The organism is Pseudarthrobacter sp. RHLT1-30-1 (genome assembly GCF_059383415.1).
Map to the genome: position 1 here is coordinate 110127 of NZ_JBWZCG010000003.1, position 19746 is coordinate 129872.

Annotated in this window: 13 protein-coding genes; 3 read left to right on the plus strand and 10 right to left on the minus strand. The window is 69.1% G+C overall.

Features of this window, described 5'->3' with window-relative positions; genetic code table 11:
• Positions 1 to 443: 443 nt before the first annotated feature.
• Positions 444 to 1535 carry a PfkB family carbohydrate kinase gene (locus tag AC50YM_RS04100; RefSeq protein WP_494955724.1) on the minus strand — a complete coding sequence of 364 codons (1092 nt, stop codon included), beginning with the start codon at positions 1533 to 1535 and terminating at the stop codon, positions 444 to 446.
• Between the two features lie 81 nt (positions 1536 to 1616).
• On the opposite strand from AC50YM_RS04100, the gene AC50YM_RS04105 reads away from it, so the two are divergent.
• Positions 1617 to 3053, plus strand: a complete 1437-nt coding sequence (locus tag AC50YM_RS04105) for a family 4 glycosyl hydrolase (RefSeq protein WP_494955725.1) — start codon at positions 1617 to 1619, stop codon at positions 3051 to 3053.
• Between the two features lie 40 nt (positions 3054 to 3093).
• On the opposite strand, the gene AC50YM_RS04110 is transcribed toward AC50YM_RS04105, so the two are convergent.
• Positions 3094 to 3639 carry a GNAT family N-acetyltransferase gene (locus tag AC50YM_RS04110; protein WP_494955726.1) on the minus strand — a complete coding sequence of 182 codons (546 nt, stop codon included), beginning with the start codon at positions 3637 to 3639 and terminating at the stop codon, positions 3094 to 3096.
• Positions 3640 to 3841: 202 nt separating this feature from the next.
• Between AC50YM_RS04110 and mshA the strand changes: the two genes are divergently transcribed.
• Complete coding sequence (mshA, locus tag AC50YM_RS04115) at positions 3842 to 5143, plus strand: D-inositol-3-phosphate glycosyltransferase (RefSeq protein WP_494955727.1); 1302 nt, start codon at positions 3842 to 3844, stop codon at positions 5141 to 5143.
• A 47-nt stretch (positions 5144 to 5190) separates the two neighbouring features.
• The gene (locus tag AC50YM_RS04120) at positions 5191 to 6951 is read left to right on the plus strand and encodes a formate--tetrahydrofolate ligase (RefSeq protein WP_494955728.1); all 1761 of its coding nucleotides are present in this window, start codon (positions 5191 to 5193) and stop codon (positions 6949 to 6951) included.
• 94 nt (positions 6952 to 7045) lie between these two features.
• On the opposite strand, the gene AC50YM_RS04125 is transcribed toward AC50YM_RS04120, so the two are convergent.
• The 8 genes from AC50YM_RS04125 to glmS all read right to left on the minus strand — a co-directional run bounded on the left by AC50YM_RS04125 (position 7046) and on the right by glmS (position 19745).
• A complete protein-coding gene (locus tag AC50YM_RS04125) occupies positions 7046 to 8131 on the minus strand; it encodes an inositol-3-phosphate synthase (RefSeq protein ID WP_494955729.1) in 1086 nt (361 codons plus the stop codon).
• Positions 8132 to 8335: 204 nt separating this feature from the next.
• Positions 8336 to 9373 (minus strand): L-glyceraldehyde 3-phosphate reductase, encoded by a 1038-nt coding sequence (gene mgrA, locus AC50YM_RS04130; protein WP_494955730.1) that lies wholly within the window; start codon positions 9371 to 9373, stop codon positions 8336 to 8338.
• Positions 9374 to 9387: 14 nt separating this feature from the next.
• Entirely contained in the window at positions 9388 to 11151 is a 1764-nt protein-coding gene (gene treZ, locus AC50YM_RS04135; protein ID WP_494955731.1) for a malto-oligosyltrehalose trehalohydrolase, read from the minus strand.
• A gap of 104 nt (positions 11152 to 11255) precedes the next feature.
• Positions 11256 to 13583 (minus strand): malto-oligosyltrehalose synthase, encoded by a 2328-nt coding sequence (treY, locus tag AC50YM_RS04140; RefSeq protein WP_494955732.1) that lies wholly within the window; start codon positions 13581 to 13583, stop codon positions 11256 to 11258.
• Positions 13580 to 15817: a glycogen debranching protein GlgX gene (gene glgX, locus AC50YM_RS04145; protein WP_494955733.1), complete on the minus strand. Its 2238-nt coding sequence runs from the start codon at positions 15815 to 15817 to the stop codon at positions 13580 to 13582. Before glgX ends, treY begins: the two co-directional genes overlap by 4 nt.
• Before the next feature lie 92 nt (positions 15818 to 15909).
• Positions 15910 to 17436: an NAD(P)H-hydrate epimerase gene (locus tag AC50YM_RS04150; protein ID WP_494955734.1), complete on the minus strand. Its 1527-nt coding sequence runs from the start codon at positions 17434 to 17436 to the stop codon at positions 15910 to 15912.
• Positions 17437 to 17500: 64 nt separating this feature from the next.
• Positions 17501 to 17848, minus strand: coding sequence for a holo-ACP synthase (locus AC50YM_RS04155; RefSeq protein WP_494955735.1), 348 nt, complete (start codon positions 17846 to 17848; stop codon positions 17501 to 17503).
• Between the two features lie 4 nt (positions 17849 to 17852).
• Positions 17853 to 19745 (minus strand): glutamine--fructose-6-phosphate transaminase (isomerizing), encoded by a 1893-nt coding sequence (gene glmS / locus AC50YM_RS04160; RefSeq protein ID WP_494955736.1) that lies wholly within the window; start codon positions 19743 to 19745, stop codon positions 17853 to 17855.
• Between the last annotated feature and the right edge of the window lies 1 nt (position 19746).

A 19746-nucleotide genomic window follows, 5' to 3' on the forward strand; every position in this document is an offset into this window, starting at 1 on the left:
CTCCCCGAGGGGACATGCCCAGTGGTCGCGCCAACGGCTGGGCACAATGCCACCATGTCCATTCGCCGGCCCGGGCGGAGGGCATGTCCAGCGGCAACCTGGTCCTTGGCCCGAGCCAGGTCCCCGCCAGCCCTGTCCTTCCCCGGCCGCCACAGCCTTCCCGAAGGGGACATGCCCAGTGGTCGCGCGCGGGATTGGGCACAATGCCCTCATGTCCATTCGCCAGCCCGGGCGGAGGGCATGTCCAGCGGCAACCTGGTCCTTGGCCCGAGCCAGGTCCCCCGCCAAGCCTGTTTACCCATGCCCGCCCTTGTCCGCCCGTGGTACATGCCCAGTGGTCGCGCCCGCGGCTGGGCACAATGCCCTCATGTCCATTCGCCAGCCCAGGCGGAGGGCATGTCCCCCGGGAGGAGCGGGCCGGTGCGTCCGGGTAGAAGCCCCGCTCAGGCGTCCGAGAGGTGCGCGATGGTTGCCGTCGCCCGCCGCTGCGCTTCCGGCGGCACATCGCGGACGATTTCCTCGAGGAAGCTGTAGCGGCGAAGCCACTGGCTGCTCTGCCGTTCCTTCCGGGCGTTGGCGCGCTGCCACCAGTCGGCGATGTCCCCCCAGCCAGGCGCGGCCAGCGAGCCGCCGACCTCCTGCACGGCAAGGGCGGCGCAGAGGTTGGCGAAGCGCAGCCGGTCCCCGAGCGGCCAGCCGGCCAGGCAGCCGACGATGAAGGCGGCGCCGAAACAGTCCCCCGCTCCGGTCGGATCGTAGGCGGACACCGGCAGCGACGGCACCCACTCCTCTTCGCCCGTTTCGGAGTCCACGGCCATCGCCCCCTGCGCGCCCAGGGTCACGACGGCGACCGGCACCTTTTCCGCCAGTGCGTAGAGCGCGGCCCACGGGTTGTCGTTCCCCGTGAACGACATCGCCTCATGCTGGTTGGGCATAAAGGCGTGGAAGTACTGCAGGTTGTCCAGCCGCGCGGAGGACCAGACGCCGGTGGGATCCCAGCCCACGTCGCCGAACAGCCGGACCCCGGCCTTGTGGGCGTCCATCGCCCACGGTTCCAGCTCCTCGCCGAGCTCAGCGACGGCGGCGAGCGCCGGCGGCGGGCAGCCGACCAGCTCGCTGGAACTGACGGGAGCCGGGTGGCCGTGCGTGACCATGGACCGGTCATTCTCCACGCTGAGGGACACCGTGACCGGCGAATGCCAGCCCGGCACGCGCCGGGACAGCGACAGGTCCACGTGTTCCTGCCCGGCCAGGATCTTCCAGTTGTAGTCGCCGTAGCCGTCGTCGCCGAACGCCGCGGCCAGCCCGGTCCGCAGCCCCAGCCGGGCCGCAGCGATGGCCTGGTTGGCCACGCCGCCGGGGCAGCTGCCCATCCCGTCGCTCCAGATCTCGGTGCCCGCGACCGGCGCGTGCGGCAGCCCGGTGAAGATGATGTCCTGGAAAACGGTCCCGGTCAGCAGCAGGTCGAAACCGTCCGCCGTCGGGGTCCGGACGGCGGAAAGCGGGTCAAAGCGCCGCGTCGGCATCGCGTCCATGTATGGCACATTACGCCGTCGGGGAGCCGCTGGATAGGCGTCTGCCGGGCGGTCCGGGGCGGCTGTGAATAGACTGTCGGCATGCGGCTGATGATTGCCGGGGGCGGCGGGTTCCGGGTACCGCTGGTTTACCGGGCGTTGTGCGCGGGACCGTTCGCCGGGCTGGTCCGGGAGCTGGTGCTGTACGACGTCGACCCGGCCCGCCTCGCCGCGATCAACGCGGTGCTGGCCTCGCTCGCGGGACAGCCGCCCGGCGCCTCGCCCGGAGAACGGCCCGGCGCCGCTCCGCCTCCCGCGGTCCGGGCCACCACCTCGCTGGCGGAGGCGCTGGACGGCACGGACCTGGTCTTCGCCGCGATCCGCCCCGGCGGCACGGCCGGGCGCACCGCCGACGAGCGGGTGGCCCTGGACCTGGGCGTGCTGGGCCAGGAGACCACGGGTGCCGGCGGCATCTCCTACGCCTTGCGGTCCATTCCCCGCATGCTCGAGCTCGCAGAGCAGATGCGGCGCCGCTGCCCGGACGCGTGGCTGCTGAACTTCACCAATCCGGCCGGCATGGTCACCGAGGCCCTCGTGCCGGTGCTCGGCAAGAAAGTGGTGGGCATCTGCGATTCGGCCAGCGGGCTGGTCCACCGGGCGGCGCGCGCGGCCGGCGTCGACCTCCCCGAGGGCAGGCTCGACGGCGTGGGCTACTACGGCCTGAACCACCTCGGCTGGCTGTACCGGCTGGAGTCCGGCGGCCGCGACGTGCTGCCCGGTCTGCTGGCCGACGCCGGCGCCCTGGCCGGCTTCGAGGAAGGCCGCCTGTTTCCGCAGCCCTTCCTGGCAGCCCTGGGGTGCCTGCCGAACGAATACCTCTATTACTACTACGAGACCGGGCGCGCCCTGGCCGGCATCCGCTCCGCGGCCACAACCCGCGGCGAGTCCATCGACCGGCAGCAGTCCGAGCTCTATCCGCGGCTCGCGGCGGCCGGCCCCGAGGCCTTTCGGCTGTGGGACGACGCGCGCCGGTCCCGCGAAGAGGGCTACCTCGCCGAGGCCCGTACCGCCGGCGAGCGCCGGGATGAGACGGACCTGGCCGGGGGCGGCTACGAACGGGTCGCGCTCGCTGTCATGCGCGCGCTCTCCGGCGGCGGTCCGGCGGAGCTGATCCTGAACACGACCAATTCCACCAGCCTCCCTGGCGGCACCGCGGTGCCGGCGATTCCGGGGCTGCCGCCGGACGCCGTCGTCGAAGTTCCCTGCCGGGTGACACCCGACGGCGTCGTCCCCCTGCCGCAGCAGCGCCCGGCACCCGCGCAGCTGGCCCTGCTCCGGCGGGTCAAGGACGTCGAACGGCTCGTCGTGACGGCCACCCGCCGCGGCGCCGGGACCACGGGTCCGGACCGGAGGGAAGCGGCGCTGGCGGCCTTCGCCGGGCACCCGCTGGTTGATTCGCGGGACCTCGCCGAAAAGCTGCTGGCCGGCTACGAGTCGGCGTTCCCGGACTTGACGACGCTCTGGTCCGGCGAGAACTGAGCCCGCCGCGCCACAGGTACCGACCTGCCGGCGGGGAAGGCTACAGCCTGCGGTACATGAGGTGCAGGCCAACGTAGCCCAGGCGCGGGTGCAGGAATGCTTCCGGAATGGTCGCCAGTACCTCGAAGCCCAGGGACTGCCAGGCGGCGACGGCCCGGACGTTGCTTTCGACGACGGCGTTGAACTGCATGGCCCGGAACCCGGACGCCCGGGCCGCATCCAGCGAATAGGCGCACAGCGCCCGGGCAACGCCCTTGCCGCCGTGCGCCGGGTGGACCATGTACCCGGCGTTGGCGACGTGGCTTCCGCCGCCGCCCTGGTTGGGGTGCAGCTCGCCGGTGCCCAGAACGACGCCGTCGAGCTCCCCCCGCCCGGCCGCGACGAAGGTCTGACCCGGGGCCTGCCTGAACCAGCGTTCCCGGGCCTGGTGCTCGGTGGTGTCCCGGTCCCAGGTGAAGGTCTCCCCGGCCCTGATCACAGGCTCGAGGATCTCCCAGATCGCCGGCCAGTCCTCGCCGGTTGCCGGGCGGATCTCCCAGCCGGGGGCGGCGGGATCTGTTTCTTGGCTTGTGCTCACAGCCGTCACGTTAGCAGCACTCCCGGCGTTGTGACCGGCGCCGCTGACCGGCCTGTGAGGCCGCGGGAAGTTCAGGAGTAGTGTTTTATCGAAGTGCAGTTCCGGCAGGTTTCACCGGGACATGTCCCGCCGGGAGCGCTTCGCCGGGACATGTCCGCCAGGACCGTCCACAAGAACGTGGTCCGGAGTGGTCCAGAGAGGGAGGAGACTGATGTCGCTGGTCCGCCGCGTGGCCTTCCTTTCGCTGCACACCTCCCCGATGGAGCAGCCCGGGTCTGGCGACGCCGGGGGCATGAACGTGTACATCCGCGCCCTCGCCGCGGCGCTCGCGGAGACCGGCGTCGAAGTGGAGATCTTCACCCGGTCCACCTCGGCCGGGCAGGCGGCCGTCGAGCATCCCTCCCCCGGAGTCTGCGTCCACAACGTCCTGGCCGGCCCGACCCGGAAGCTGCCCAAGGAGGAGCTTCCCGAGCTGCTGCACAGCATGGTCGCCGAAATCGACCGCATCCGGCAGCTCCAGCCGCATGGCCGCTACGACGTGATCCATTCGCATTACTGGGTGTCCGGGGTGGCCGGGCTCGAGCTCGCCAGCCTGTGGGGCCGGCCCCTGGTCCACACCATGCACACCATGGCCAAGGTGAAGAACCTGCTGCTGGTCGCCGGGGAGCAGCGCGAGCCGCGCCGGCGCGAGGACGGCGAGCAGCGGATTGTCGACGGCGCCACCCGGCTGATCGCCAACACCGGCACCGAGGCGGCGGAACTGGTCTCGCACTACCACGCGGACAACGACCGCATCGATGTGGCCCCGCCCGGCGTGGACCTGGAGGTCTTCACCCCGGCCTTCCGCAGCCGCGCCCGGGCTGACCACGGGGTGCCCGCGGGCCGCTTCCACCTGCTGTTCGCCGGGCGGATCCAGCGGCTCAAGGGCCCGCAGGTCCTGGTGAAGGCCGCCGCCCTGCTGCGGTCCCGGCGACCGGATATCGACCTTCAGCTGACCATCCTCGGCGCGGTCAGCGGTTCCAAGGACTTCGATCTGAAGTCGCTGATCAGCGCCGAAGGAATGGACGGCGTCGTCACCCACCATCCGCCGGTCAGCGCACCGAAGCTCGCGGGCTGGTTCCGGTCCGCCGACGTCGTGGTGATGCCGTCCTACAGCGAATCCTTCGGACTCGTGGCGCTCGAAGCCCAGGCCTGCGGCACGCCGGTGGTCGCCACCAGGGTCGGCGGGCTGTCCCGGGCCATTTTTGACGGCCGGACCGGGCTGCTCGTCGAGGGCCATAAGGCCGGCGACTGGGCCAACGCCCTGGAGGCCCTCTACGACGATCCGGAGACCCGCGCGGACATGGGCCGCGCGGCGTCCCTGCACGCAGAGGAATTCGGCTGGCAGCGCACCGCCGCGGTCACGCTGGAGAGCTACCACACGGCCATGAGCCAGTACTTTGGAAACCTGACCATTCCGGTGGGGCCACACGCCCGCAACCGGAACCCTGGGCCGGTAGCATCGGCTCCGTAACCACTGACGCGGAACACCCACCGGCGCCACGAGCCAAAAGGACAACGATGTCTGAATCGACGATTCCCGGAACCGCCACGGTAGTGACCGGAGCCGGAGCGGCAGGTCCCGCCGGAGCCGCCGCACTGAGTGATCTGGAGATCGCGCAGCGGGCCACGATGCGGCCGATCGAGGAGATCGCCGCGGCGGCCGGGATCAACGCCGAAGCGATCGACCTCTACGGCCGGTACAAGGCCAAGATCGATCCGGCCAAGCTTGCCGCCCCGCGGGCCGGCGGAGCGGTCCGCGCCCCCGGCAAGGTGGTGCTGGTCTCCGCGATGTCGCCCACCCCCGCCGGTGAAGGCAAGTCCACCACCACGGTGGGGCTGGCCGATTCCCTGGCCCGGGCCGGCCACCGCGTGATGATCGCGTTGCGCGAACCCTCGCTCGGCCCGATCCTGGGCATGAAGGGTGGCGCCGCCGGCGGCGGCTACTCCCAGGTGGTGCCGATGGACGAGATCAACCTGCACTTCACCGGCGACTTCCACGCCGTCACCTCGGCGAACAACGCCCTGATGGCCCTCGTGGACAACCACATCTACCAGGGCAACGAACTGAACATCGACCCGCGCCGGATGACCTTCAAGCGCGTGCTGGACATGAATGACCGGTCCCTGCGGGAGGTCGTGATCGGCCTCGGCGGCCCGACGCAGGGCATTCCCCGGCAGGACGGCTTCGACATCACGGTGGCCTCGGAAATCATGGCGGTGTTCTGCCTCGCCACCGACCTGAACGATTTGCGCGAACGGCTCGGACGGATCACCTTCGGCTACACCTATGACCGGGAGCCGGTCACGGTGGCCCAGCTGGGGGTCCAGGGCGCCCTGACCATGCTGCTCAAGGATGCCCTCAAACCGAACCTGGTGCAGACCATCGCCGGCACCCCGGCCCTGGTCCACGGCGGACCGTTCGCCAACATCGCCCACGGCTGCAATTCCCTGATCGCCACCCAGACCGCCCGCAGCCTGGCCGACATCGTCGTCACCGAGGCCGGCTTCGGCGCCGACCTGGGCGCGGAAAAGTACATGGACATCAAGTCCCGCGTCGCCGACGTCGCGCCGTCCGCCGTCGTCGTGGTCGCGACGATCCGGGCCCTGAAAATGCACGGCGGCGTCGCCAAGGACCAGCTCAAGGAGCCCAACCTCGACGCGCTGGCCGCCGGCGTCGTCAATCTCCAGCGCCACGTCCGGAACGTGGAGAAATTCGGCATCACCCCGGTGGTGGCGATCAACAGGTTCGCCACCGATACCCGCGAGGAGCTGGACTGGCTGCTGGAGTGGTGCGCGGCGGCGGGGATCCAGGCGGCCGTGGCCGATGTCTGGGGCCGCGGCGGGGGCGGCGACGGCGGCGACGAACTCGCCGCCAAGGTCGCCGCGGCCATTGACGCGCCGCACACCTTCCGGCACCTGTACCCGCTGGAGATGTCGGTGGAGGACAAGATCCGGACGATTGTGCAGGAGATCTACGGCGCCGACGGGGTGGATTTCTCCGTCCCGGCGCTCAAGCGGCTCGCGGAGATCGAGAAGAACGGCTGGTCCGGGTTCCCGGTCTGCATGGCGAAGACGCAGTATTCCTTTACTGACGATGCGAGCAGGCTCGGCGCCCCGAAGGGTTTCACCGTGCACGTCCGCGACCTCATTCCCAAAACCGGCGCGGGCTTCATCGTGGCCCTCACCGGGGCGGTCATGACGATGCCGGGACTGCCCAAGGTACCCGCGGCGATGCGGATGGACGTCGACGCCGAAGGCAACCCCGTCGGCCTCTTCTAAAACAGCAACGCGGGGTCACCTACAGCCCATCCCGACGGGGATGATGGGCCGTAAGTGACCCCGCGTTGGTGGGGGGTGCGGGGTGGTGAGCGGGTTAGCGCTCCAGGTCGCCGCGGATGAAGGCCTCGACCTTGTCGCGGGCGAGGTCGTCGTTGAACTGCTCCGGCGGGGACTTCATGAAGTAGCTCGATGCGGAGAGCAGCGGGCCGCCGATGCCGCGGTCCAGGCCGATCTTGGCGGCGCGGATGGCGTCAATGATCACGCCGGCGGAGTTGGGCGAGTCCCAGACCTCCAGCTTGTACTCGAGCGACACGGGGGCGTCGCCGAAGTTGCGGCCCTCGAGGCGCACGAAGGCCCATTTGCGGTCATCGAGCCACTGGACGTAGTCCGACGGGCCGATGTGCACGTCGCGCGGCGCGATCTCGGCTTCGACGTTGGAGGTGACGGCCTGGGTCTTGGAGATCTTCTTGGACTCGAGGCGGTCGCGTTCCAGCATGTTCTTGAAGTCCATGTTGCCGCCGACGTTCAGCTGGTAGGTGCGGTCCAGGGTGACGCCGCGGTCCTCGAACAGCTTGGCCATGACGCGGTGCGTGATGGTCGCGCCGATCTGGCTCTTGATGTCATCGCCCACAATCGGGACACCGGCGGCGGTGAACTTGTCCGCCCAGGCCTTGGTCCCGGCGAGGAAGACCGGCAGGGCGTTGACGAAGCCAACCCCGGCGTCGATCGCGCACTGGGCGTAGAACTCGGCGGCTTCCTGTGACCCGACCGGCAGGTAGCAGACCATCACGTCGACCTTGGCGTCCTTGAGGGCCTGGACGACGTCGACCGGCTCCTCCGTGGACTGCTCGATGGTCTCGAGGTAGTACTTGCCGAGCCCGTCCAGGGTCGGGCCGCGCTGGACGGTGACCCCGGTCGGCGGGACGTCGGCGATCTTGATGGTGTTGTTTTCGCTGGCCAGGATGGCGTCGGCCAGGTCCAAACCCACCTTCTTGCCGTCGACGTCGAACGCGGCGACGAACTGGACGTCGTTGACGTGGTACTGGCCGAACTCCACATGCATCAGCCCCGGAATCGTGGCCTTGGGGTCGGCATCCCGGTAGTACTCGACGCCCTGGACCAGCGAAGTGGCACAGTTACCTACGCCGACGATTGCAACACGAATCGGATGTGAAGACACGGAACTCCTCTAATACAAACTTCTGATGACCGGCGCGGCTGCGCACTGCTGCGCGGCGGCGGCTGACGGGCATGGCGCCGTACGGCGCCCTTAGTATTCTAGTCAACCGCGGCGGTGGGCTGCTTGTTCCCGCCGGCCGGCGCCGTCTTTGTTACTCGCGGGCTGCGCTTACCCGCGGGCTGCGCTTACCTGCCGGCCGCCCGGTTACTTCTGCGCCCACAGATTGATGCCGGATTCGACGGCGAACTCGTCGATCGCCGTCAGTTCCGCCGCGCTGAAGTCCAGGTTGTTGATCGCCGACAGGCTGTCCTCGAGCTGCCGCACGCTGGACGCACCGACGAGGGCGGAGGTCACGGAGGAGCCCCGGCCCTGCTCCCGCAGGATCCAGGCGATGGCCATCTGCGCGAGGGTCTGTCCGCGTCCTTCGGCGATCCGGTGCAGGCCGCGCACCCGGTCCAGCTTATCCTCGGTGATGCTGTTTTCGGCGAGCGACTTTTCCTGCGCGGCGCGGGACCCGGCCGGGATCCCGTTCAGGTAGCGGTCGGTCAGCATGCCCTGCGCCAGCGGTGAGAAGGCGATCGAGCCGGCCCCCACCGTATCGAGCACCTCGTACAGGTTGGGGCTGCCGTTTTCGGTCCAGCGGTTCAGCATGGAGTAACTCGGCTGGTGGATCAGCAGCGGGGTGCCGAGCTCCTTCAGGATCCGGGCCGCCTCAAGGGTCTGCTCCGGGGTGTAGGAGGAGATGCCGGCGTACAGGGCCTTGCCGGACCGGACGGCGGAGTCCAGCGCGCCCATGGTCTCCTCCATCGGCGTCTCCGGGTCGGGGCGGTGGCTATAGAAGATGTCCACGTAATCCAGGCCCATCCGGTTCAGCGACTGGTCCAGGCTGGCGAGCAGGTATTTGCGGGATCCCCATTCGCCGAACGGGCCCGGCCACATGTTGTAGCCGGCTTTGGTGGAGATGATGAGCTCGTCCCGGTAGGGCGCGAAGTCGTCCCGCAGGTGGCGGCCGAAGTTGGTTTCCGCGGCACCGGCCCGCGGCCCGTAGTTGTTCGCCAGGTCGAAGTGGTTGACGCCGAGGTCGAAGGCCCGGCGCAGGATGGCCCGCTGGGTTTCGAACGGCTTGTCGTCGCCGAAGTTGTGCCACAGGCCAAGCGAAATGGCCGGGAGCCTCAGGCCGCTGCGGCCCACGCGGCGGTACGGCATGGTGTCATACCGGGTCTCTGCTGGAACATAAGTCATGGGTACGGTCCTGTCTATTTAGCGATGATGGCGGCGCTGTGGCCGGGCAGCTCGAGCTGGCCGCCGTCGAGGGTGACGCCGTCGTCGGTGGACAGCGCGACGGCGGCGCCGGAAACGGCGATCCGGCGCGGTTCGGCGGAGAAGTTCATCGCCACCTCCACGCTGCCGCGGCGCAGCCGGAGCCAGCGGTCGGTTTCGCTGAAGGCCACGGCGGTGTCCTCGAAGCCGAGCCCGGCGAGCTCCGGCGTCGAGCGGCGCAGCGCAATCAGCTCCCGGTACAACGCCAGCAGCCGGGCGTGGTCACCCCCGGCGGCTTCGGCCCAGTCGAGCTTGGAGCGGTTGAAGGACTCCGGGTCCTGCGGGTCGGGCACGACGGCGGGGTCCCAGCCCATCCGCTCGAACTCCCGGATCCGGCCCTCAGCGGTGGCCTTCCCAAGTTCCGGTTCCGGGTGCGAGGTGAAGAACTGCCACGGCGTGCTGGCCCCGTATTCCTCGCCCATAAAGAGCATCGGCGTGAACGGCGAGGTCAGGACCGCGACGGCGGCAAGCGCCAGCTGCCCGTAGCCCAGGGTCTGGGACAACCGGTCGCCGGTGGCCCGGTTGCCGATCTGGTCGTGATTCTGGCTGCAGACCACCAGGGCCGCCGGGTCTACCAGGGACGTGTTGATGGGCCGGCCGTGGTGCCGGCCGCGGAAGCTGGAGTAGCTGCCGTCGTGGAAGAAACCGTCCACCAGGACCTTCGCCAGCGCGCCGATGGAGCCGAAGTCCTCGTAGTAGCCGGTCGTCTCGCCGCTGACGTTGACGTGGACGGCGTGGTGGAAGTCATCGCTCCACTGCCCGGCCAGGCCGTAGCCGTTGACGTCCCGGGGGTAGAGCAGCCGCGGGTCGTTGAGGTCGGACTCTGCGATCATCGTGGCGGGGCGGCCGGTTTCGGCGGCGACCTCGTACGCGAGCGCCCCGAACTCCTCGAGCAGGTGGACGGCCCGCTCGTCCTTGAACGCGTGCACGGCATCGAGCCGCAGCCCGTCCACGTGGTAGTCCCGCAGCCACATGGCGGCGTTCTCGAGGATGTAGCGGCGCACGACGTCGGAGCCGGGGCCGTCCAGGTTGACCGAGTCGCCCCAGGTGTTGCCCTCCCCGGACTTCAGATACGGCCCGAAGCGCCCGAGGTAGTTCCCGCTGGGGCCGAGGTGGTTGTAGACCACGTCCTGGATGACGCCCAGCCCGGCGGCGTGGGCGGCGTCGACGAAGCGCTGGTACGCGGCGGGTCCGCCGTAGCCTTCGTGCACGGCGTACCAGAGCACACCGTCGTAGCCCCAGTTGTGGGTGCCGTTGAAACCGTTCACCGGCAGCAGTTCCACGAAGTCGACGCCGAGTTCCGCCAGGTAATCGAGCTTCCCGGCCGCCGCATCCAGGGTTCCCTCGGGGGTGAAGGTGCCCAGGTGCAGCTCGTAGATCACGGCGCCCTGCAGCCCGCGGCCCTGCCACTGCCCGTCCGCCCACGCGTGGCTGCCGGCGTCGAAGGTCCGCGACAGGGCGTGGACGCCCTCGGGCTGCCGCCGCGACCGGGGGTCCGGCAGCGGTGTGGTGTCCCCGTCGAGCAGGTAGCCGTAGTCCACGTCCCCGGACGCCGGAGCATCCGGCGCGGTCCACCAGCCGCCGTCGCCGCCGGTGATCCGGTCCATCGGGTACTCCCGGGCGCCGGCGAGCAGCGTGATGCTCTGTGCGTCCGGCGCCCAGACGTTGAAGCGGTCGGTTCCCTGTGCAGGCAAAGTCATGGCGTGTTTCCGTTCCCCGGAGGTGCTTCTCAGTCGGGCTTGTCAGTCGGGTTTCTCAGTCGGTGCGGTCAGTAGACGCGGGAGGTTGTGCGGGCCAGCGGCGCTTAGGCGGTGGGCACCAGCAGTGCCACCGGGTAGCTGGCCAGGATGTCGGCCAGCGGGACGGAGCCGGCGCCGAAGGTGTTCCCGGTCAGCTCGTCCGCCATCTCCACCGCCAGTTCGACGGCGGTGTCCCGCCAGCCGCCCTGCCGCTCCAGTCCCCGGGGCAGCCGGGTAGCCAGCGTGAGCGCCCCGGCGGCCGCGGAGCTGCCGCGGTCAAAACCGATCAGGTGCCCGGCGGCCGGTCCGGTCGCAACGACCGGACGGTAGCCGGTGAACAGCTCCGGGCGGTCCCGGCGCAGGCGCAGTGCCCGCGAGGTGACCAGGAGTTTCGCGCTGTCCTCGGTGTACGACGCCGGGCGGTCGCCGGCGTCGAGTGCTGCCAGCGCCGCGCGCCGCGCAGCGTAGTCGACCGGCCGGCGGTTGTCCGGGTCCGTCAGGGACCGGTCCCAGAACTCGGTGCCCTGGTAGACGTCCGGGACGCCGGGCATGGTCAGCTGCACCAGCTTGGCTCCGAGCGAGTTGACCGCACCATAAGGCGCCAGCAGCTCCACCAGGGATTGCAGTTCGGCCTGGACCGCCGGGTTGTCAAAGACCGCGTCGACGGCGGCGGTGAGCTGCTTCTCGAACGCCTCGTCCGGGTCCAGCCAGTCGGTCGAGTTGCCGGCCTCGCGGGCTGCCTTCATCGCGAAGTACTGCAGGCGTTCACGGTCCGCGGGCCAGGCACCGGCTACGGCCTGCCACAACAGGCTCGCCAGCGGCCCGTCGGGCAGCGGCGCCAGGTCCTGCAGCCGGGCCAGGGCGGCCGTCCATTCGGCCGGCAGCTCCGCGAGGACGGAGATCCTGGCGCGGGTGTCTTCGCTGCGTTTGGTGTCGTGCGTGCTCAGCGTGGTCATGGACAGCGGGAGCTCGGCCTGCCGGCGGGTCATCCGGGAATGGAATTCCTCCGGTGCGACGGAGAATTCGGTGGGATCGGCTCCGACCTCCGTGAGCGTGCCCAGCCGGGTGTAACGGAAGAACGCGGTGTCCTCCACGCCCTTGGCCATGACCATGCCGGAGGTCTGCTGGAAGCGGCGCCCCAGTTCGGCGCCGGCCTCGGGGCTGGCGTCCAGCAGCAGCGGCAGCAGCAGCCCGACGGCGTTGGCCAGCTCGGGACGGCGCCGGACGGCGAGGTCGCACGCCTCCCGCAGGACGTCCGCGCCCACCGGAAGGTAGCTGCGGTAGACCGGGAAGGCGGCGATGATTTCGGCGAGCGCGTCGGCGGCCGCTTCGACCGTGAGGCCGGCACCGGGCGGCACCAGCCGCGCCAGCCGGAGCATCTCGGAGTGCAGGATGCCGTCCGTGATCCGGCGCTTGGTGCCCCGGATCATTTCCTCGTAGTCCGCGGGCTGGCCGCCGCGCAGTTCGGCGTCGAGGGCGTCCAGCGCCTCCTGCCCGGCGGGGTCGACGAAGAGCCGGTCCACGTCCGCGAGGGCGTCGTAGCCGGTGGTTCCGTCGCAGTCGAAACTGGCCGGGAGCACCTCCCCCGGCTCGAGGATCTTCTCGATCAGCAGGTAGCTGCCGCCGGTGACCTCGCGGAGCCGGCGCAGGTAGCCTTCCGGGTCGGCCAGGCCGTCCGGGTGGTCGATCCGGAGTCCGTCGACCAGGCCCTCGCGGAACCAGCGGACGATCTCGGCGTGGGCCTCATCGAAGACCTCCGGCAGCTCGACCCGGATGCCGGCGAGGCTGTTGACCGCGAAGAACCTGCGGTAGTTCAGCTCGTCGTCGGCCCGGCGCCAGCCGATCAGCTCGTAGTGCTGCCGGTCATGGACCGCCCGGGGGTCGTCCCCCTCGGCGTAGCTGCCCGCGGCGAGCGGGAAACGGTGGTCGTAGTACCGCAGCTCCCCGTCCTTGATTTCCAGCGCGTCGACCTCGGAGTCGGAGCCCAGCACGGGGATCCGGATCCGGCCGCCGCCGAAGTCCCAGTCGACGTCGAACGCCGCGGCGTAGCGGGACTGCTGGCCTTCCTTGAGCAGCGACCACCACCACGGGTTCTGGACCGGGGTTGCGACGCCGACATGGTTGGGCACGATGTCCACGAGCACACCCAGGCCGGCGTCCCGCGCCGCCTGCGACGCCGCGGCCAGGCCCTCGGGCCCGCCGCGGTCCGGGTCGATCACGGAGGGGTCGGTGACGTCGTAGCCGTGGTCCGAGCCCTTCTCCGCGGTCAGGATCGGCGAGAGGTAGATCCAGTCCACCCCGAGCGACTTCAGGTAGGGCACGGTCTCGGCAGCATCCTGGAGGGTGAAGCCGGGCCGGACCTGCAGCCGGTAGGTCGAGACCGGGGACCTCATTTGGCGGCGGCCTTCGCCACGGTTTCGGCTGCTTCGGCCTGAGATTCCGCCATCTCCTCGAGGGCCTCCTCGTGCTCGGCCATTGAGGCCAGTGACGCGGCCGCGGAGTAGTCCACCTCAACCTCGGGGCCGGAGTGGGCGCGGAGCACCACCATGGACTTGGCGGCCAGTTTCAGCACCGACTGGGCTTTGAGCGGCTCGCCCGTGTTGGCCTGGTCCGAAGTATCCACCAGGACGTCCCAGAACGGCGAGTACTCCTCGGCCGGCAGCGTGAAGTCCACGTCGTCGTCGTGGGCGTTGAATCCGAGCAGGAAGCTGTCGTCGGTGATCCGGCGGCCGCGGGAGTCCTGCTCCTGGATGCCGTGGCCGTTGTAGAACACGCCGATGGTGCGGCCGAAGCCGCTGTCCCAGTCCTCCGGGAGCATTTCGGTGCCCTCCGGTGTCAGCCAGACGATGTCCGGCAGCTTCTCGCCCTCGCCACGGCGCACCGGGCGGCCGTCGAAGAAGCGGCTGCGCCGGAACGTCGGGTGGTCGTGGCGGATCTTGTTGACCACGGCGGTGAACTCCACCAGCGGCTGGTCCATGGCTTCCCAGTGGATCCAGCTCAGCTCGGAGTCCTGGCAGTAGGTGTTGTTGTTGCCCTGCTGGGTGCGGCCGAGCTCGTCGCCGTGCAGCAGCATCGGGACGCCCTGCGAGAGCAGCAGGGTCGCGATGAAGTTGCGCTGCTGCCGGGCCCGGAGGGTCAGCACGCGTTCGTTGTCGGTGTCGCCTTCCTCGCCGCAGTTCCAGGACCGGTTGTGTGATTCGCCGTCGTTGTTGCCTTCGCCGTTGGCATCGTTGTGCTTCTCGTTGTAGGAGACGAGGTCGCGCATGGTGAAGCCGTCGTGGGCGGTGACGAAGTTGATCGAGGCCACCGGGCGGCGCGCCGAGCTTTCGTACAGGTCCGCCGAGCCGGTCAGGCGGGAGGCGAATTCGCCCAGCGTGGAGGGCTCGCCGCGCCAGAAGTCGCGGACCGTGTCGCGGTACTTGCCGTTCCATTCGGTCCACTGCGGCGGAAAGTTGCCCACCTGGTAGCCGCCCGGACCGATGTCCCAGGGCTCGGCGATCAGCTTGACCTGGGAGACCACTGGATCCTGCTGGATGAGCTCGAAGAAGGTGGACAGCTTGTCGACGTCGTAGAACTCACGGGCCAGCGTGGAGGCGAGGTCGAAGCGGAAGCCGTCAACGTGCATTTCCAGGACCCAGTAGCGAAGGGAGTCCATCAGCAGCTGGAGTGAGTGCGGGTGCCGGACGTTGAGCGAGTTGCCGGTGCCGGTGTAGTCCATGTAGTGCTTCTGGTCGTCGTCCACGAGGCGGTAATAGGCCTGGTTGTCGATGCCCTTGAAGGACAGTGTGGGGCCGAGGTGGTTGCCTTCCGCGGTGTGGTTATAGACCACGTCCAGGATCACCTCGATGCCGGCCTTGTGCAGGTCGCGGACCATTGCCTTGAATTCCTGGACCTGGTGCCCGACGTCGCCGGAAGAGCTGTAGGTGTTTTGCGGGGCGAAGAAACCGATGGTGTTGTAGCCCCAGTAGTTGTTGAGGCCCTTCTCTTCGAGGGTGCCGTCGTTGACGAACTGGTGGACCGGCATGAGCTCGATCGCGGTGACGCCGAGCTTCTTCAGGTGGTCAATCACCGCCGGGTGGGACACGCCGGCGTAGGTGCCGCGCTGCTCTTCGGGGATCTCCGGGTGCAGCTCGGTCAGGCCCTTGACGTGGGCCTCGTAGATGACCGATTCGTGGTACGGGATGCGCAGCAGGCGGTCGCCGTCCCATTCGAAGAACGGGTTGATTACCACGCCGTGCATGGTGTGCGGAGCCGAGTCTGCATCGTTGCGGGAGTCGGGGTCGCCGAACTCGTAGGTGAAGAGCGCCGGATCCCAGTCGATCTGGCCCTGGACGGCCTTGACGTACGGATCAAGGAGCAGCTTGTTCGGGTTGAAGCGGTCCCCCTGCTCGGGTGCGTACGGGCCGTGGACCCGGTAACCGTACTTCTGCCCCGGCTGGATCTGCGGCAGGTAGCAGTGCCAGACGTAGCCGTCCACCTCGGTCAGCTCAATCCGCGTCTCGCTCAGGTCATCGGCAAGGATGCAGAGCTCCACCCGCTCGGCACGTTCGCTGAACAGGGCAAAGTTCGTGCCGGTGCCGTCAAAGGTGGCTCCCAGCGGGTATGCCGTTCCGGGCCAGACTTCCATGTGTACTCCTCGTGCATAAGCGGACAATCTCTAGACAGACTACTTGTAAGTAGGGTGATCATCCTGATCGGGACGGTTTCGTAGGTTCTGCGTTACATCGTCCGCAGCACCTCCGGGACGGCCGCTGCGATGCCGCTCGCGGTCACCGGAGCGCCGTCGGAGGCGAGGCTCCCGGCGCGGCCGTGGACGCTGGCGGCCATCGCTGCGATCGCCCCCCATCGCGCGTCGGGGTCGATGCCACGATCGCCGAAGTGGCCGACGTCGGCCCCCAGTTGGGCGAGGAGGGCACCGATAACGCCTGCCAGGACGTCGCCGCTGCCGGCCGTGGCGATCCAGGGTGTGCCCTCGGCCTGGCTGTAGAAGTCCTGGTAGGGGGAGGCGACGAGGGTAGTCGCTCCCTTGAGCAGCACCGTGGCTTCGGTCAGACCCGCAGCCCGCCGCACGGCGCCCAGGGTGGAAGCCTCGACCGCGGAGCGGTCCAGGTCAACCCCGAGGCGCCGCAGCAATGACGCCAGCTCGCCGGCGTGGGGGGTCAGGATGACTTGCGGGGCCAGCACATCAGGCAGGGCCGGCAGCGCCCCGGCGTCGGCAATCGTCGGCAGGCCCGAGTCTGCGGCGTCGCGGGCGCGCTGCAACTGCTGCTCATCGGAGTCATCCAGCCCGGAGCCCACGAGCCAGGCCTGGACATGCGCATCGGCCACGGTTCCGGTGCTGCACACAACCTCGGGGCACGCCTGGCGGACGAGGTCTGCGACCTCCGGCGGCCCGAGGTAACGCACCATGCCGACGCCGGCTGCCAGGGCGCCTTTGCAGGCCAGTACGGCGGCGCCGGGGTAAGCACCGGAGCCTGCGACCACCCCCAGCACTCCCCTGGAGTACTTGTGCGCCCGCCGCGCCGGCCGGGGCAGCAGTGCGGAAAGATCCTCGGCCTCAAGGCGTCGCAGCGCCGGCCACGGGAATCCGGCTTCGATGCCGATGGGAACCACCTGCACGCGGCCGGCGAAGTCCGCGCCGGGATCGGCCAGCAGTCCGGCCTTGGCCGCCCCGAAGGTCACAGTCAGGTCCGCGCGGAGCACGGGGGCATGGGCTTCTCCGGTGTCGGCGTCCACGCCGCTGGGAATGTCGCAGGCCACCACGAGCCCGGGACGGGAGCGCTCCAGCGCCTCGATCAGCTCTGCGGCCGGGCCCCGGAGCCCGCCCTGCGCGCCGGTGCCGAGGACCGCGTCAAGCACGACGCCGGACGACGCGGCGGCCGCCGCCGCGTCGCCAACATTCCCGATGGACAGGCGGATCACCCGGCCGCCGGCCTTTTCAAAGGCCGCAAGTCCCTCCGGGTGGGCGTCGCCGGCGGTGAGGATCGCCGTCGTCCGCAGGCCGCGGCGGGCGAGCATGGCGGCCGCGAAGAGCCCGTCGCCGCCGTTGTTGCCCTTGCCGGCGAGCACGGTGACGCTGGCGCCGTAGATCCGCTGCCCGCTGCCGCGCAATTCGCGGACCACCGCGTGGGCCAGTCCGTAGGCGGCGCGCTGCATCAGAACAGCGCCCACACCGTCACCCGAGCTTGCGTGGAGAAACAGCTTTTCAGTCTCTCGTATCTGGGTTCCGGTGTAGGCGCTGATCATGGTTCTAGTCCATTCGCGGTGCAGTCGCTGCGGGAAAGTCCGGCTGTGGCCGGGCCCGTATTGCTCAGCCTTCGGCGATGACGGTCGCCGTGGCGATGCCGCCGTCGTGGCTGATCGAGAGGTGCCAGCGCTTGACGCCCTTCGATTCGGCGACGGCCAGCACGGTGCCCTTGATCTGGACGGTCGGCCCGTTCTGGTCCAGCCCGATCCAGCAGTCCTGCCAGTTCATGCCCGCCGGGGCGCCGAGGACCTTGGCCACGGCCTCCTTGGCGGCGAACCGGGCAGCGAGGGACCGCGTGTTCAGGTCGCGTTCCGCGGGGACGAACAGCCGGTCGCGCAGCCCGGGGGTGCGCTCCAACTGCCGGCCGAACCGTTCAATGTCTACGACGTCTACGCCAATGCCAACAATCATGGCGTTATTCTACGGTGACGCTCTTGGCCAGGTTGCGAGGCTGGTCGACGTCGTAACCCTTGGCGGATGCCAGGGCCAGGGCAAAGATCTGCAACGGGACCGTGCTCAGCAGCGGCGCCAGCAGCGTCGGGGTCTCCGGGATGTAGAAGACGTGCTCGGCGTAGGCCTTGACGGCCTCGTCGCCTTCTTCCGCGATCACGATCGTCTTGGCGCCGCGGGCCCGGACTTCCTGGATGTTGGAGACAACCTTGGCGTGCAGCGAGTCCCGGCCGCGCGGTGAGGGAACCACCACGATGACAGGCTGGCCCTCCTCGATCAGCGCAATCGGGCCGTGCTTGAGTTCGCCGGCGGCGAAGCCCTCGGCATGGATGTAGGCGAGCTCCTTGAGCTTGAGCGCGCCCTCCATCGCCACCGGGAACCCGACGTGGCGGCCCAAGAACAGCACCGACTTGGCGTCGGCCATGGACGTGCCGAGTTCCTTGATCTGCGCCTCGTTGTCGAGGATCCGTTGGATCTTCGCGGGGATCTTGTTCAGGTCCGCGAGGATGTCCTTGATCTCGCCCTGGAACTTGTTGCCGCGCAGCTGGGCCAGGTAGAGGCCCAGGAGGTAGGCGGCGGTGATCTGCGCCAGGAAGGCCTTGGTGGAGGCGACGGCGATTTCAGGGCCGGCGTGGGTGTAGAGCACGGCGTCGGATTCGCGCGGGATGGTGGACCCGTTGGTGTTGCAGATCGAGACCGTCTTGGCGCCCTGTTCCTTGGCGTAGCGGACAGCCATCAGGGTGTCCATGGTCTCGCCGGACTGGGAGATCGAGACGATCAGTGTGTTCTTGTCGACGATCGGGTCGCGGTAGCGGAATTCGTGGGAGAGCTCCACCTCGGTGGCGATCCGGCACCAGTGCTCGATCGCGTACTTGGCAACCTGTCCGGCGTAGGCGGAGGTGCCGCAGGCAAGGACGATGATCTTGTCGACGTGCTTGAGCAGTTCCGGGTCGATCCGGAGCTCATCGAGGGTCAGTTTGCCGTTGATGTCCGAGCGGCCCAGCAGGGTCTGCAGGACGGCGTCCGGCTGGTCGTGGATTTCTTTTTCCATGAAGGACGGGAAGCCGCCCTTTTCCGCCGAGGCCGGGTCCCAGTCGACGTGGTATTCCTTGCCTTCGGCCGGGGCGCCGTAGAAGTCGGTGATTTCCACGTCGTCGGCGGTGATGGTGACGATCTGGTCCTGGCCGAGCTCGACGGCGCGGCGCGTGTAGTCGATGAAGCCGGAGACGTCGGAGCCGAGGAAGTTCTCGCCGTCGCCGAGGCCCACGACGAGCGGGGAGTTGCGGCGGGCCGCCACCACGAAGTCGGGCTGGTCGGCGTGGATCGCGAGCAGGGTGAACGCGCCTTCGAGGCGCTGGCAGGCAAGCTGCATGGCCTTGGTGAGGTCGCCCTTGGACGAGCCGCCGTGGATCTGGTTCCGGTAGATGTCGCCCAGCAGCGCGGCAGCCACTTCGGTGTCGGTCTCGGACTTGAAGGAGACGCCCTTGCGGACGAGTTCCAGCTTCAGTTCGGCGAAGTTTTCGATGATGCCGTTGTGGATCACGGCGAGCCTGTCCTCATCGGCCAGGTGCGGGTGCGCGTTCTGGTCGGTCGGGCCGCCGTGCGTCGCCCAGCGCGTGTGGCCGATGCCGGTCAGCGAATCCGGCAGCGGATTGGCCTCCAGTTCACCGATCAGGTTGCTGAGTTTGCCCGACTTCTTGCGGGACGAAATCTTGCCGTCAGCCACGACGGCGATGCCTGCAGAGTCGTAGCCCCGGTATTCCAGGCGCCGCAGTCCCTCAAGGACCACGTCCAAGGCATTATGTCCAGTATTTACCCGGCCAGCGGAGTGGCCCACATATCCAACGATTCCACACATG

Bases quoted from the DNA above. Each gene is read 5' to 3' on its own strand.
- AC50YM_RS04150 (WP_494955734.1), bottom strand. From the start codon at position 17,436: ATGATCAGCGCCTACACCGGAACCCAGATACGAGAGACTGAAAAGCTG.
- AC50YM_RS04105 (WP_494955725.1), top strand. From the start codon at position 1,617: ATGCGGCTGATGATTGCCGGGGGCGGCGGGTTCCGGGTACCGCTGGTT.
- treY (WP_494955732.1), bottom strand. From the start codon at position 13,583: ATGAGGTCCCCGGTCTCGACCTACCGGCTGCAGGTCCGGCCCGGCTTC.
- glgX (WP_494955733.1), bottom strand. From the start codon at position 15,817: ATGGAAGTCTGGCCCGGAACGGCATACCCGCTGGGAGCCACCTTTGAC.
- AC50YM_RS04100 (WP_494955724.1), bottom strand. From the start codon at position 1,535: ATGGACGCGATGCCGACGCGGCGCTTTGACCCGCTTTCCGCCGTCCGG.
- AC50YM_RS04120 (WP_494955728.1), top strand. From the start codon at position 5,191: ATGTCTGAATCGACGATTCCCGGAACCGCCACGGTAGTGACCGGAGCC.
- AC50YM_RS04155 (WP_494955735.1), bottom strand. From the start codon at position 17,848: ATGATTGTTGGCATTGGCGTAGACGTCGTAGACATTGAACGGTTCGGC.
- treZ (WP_494955731.1), bottom strand. From the start codon at position 11,151: ATGACTTTGCCTGCACAGGGAACCGACCGCTTCAACGTCTGGGCGCCG.
- mshA (WP_494955727.1), top strand. From the start codon at position 3,842: ATGTCGCTGGTCCGCCGCGTGGCCTTCCTTTCGCTGCACACCTCCCCG.
- mgrA (WP_494955730.1), bottom strand. From the start codon at position 9,373: ATGACTTATGTTCCAGCAGAGACCCGGTATGACACCATGCCGTACCGC.
- glmS (WP_494955736.1), bottom strand. From the start codon at position 19,745: ATGTGTGGAATCGTTGGATATGTGGGCCACTCCGCTGGCCGGGTAAAT.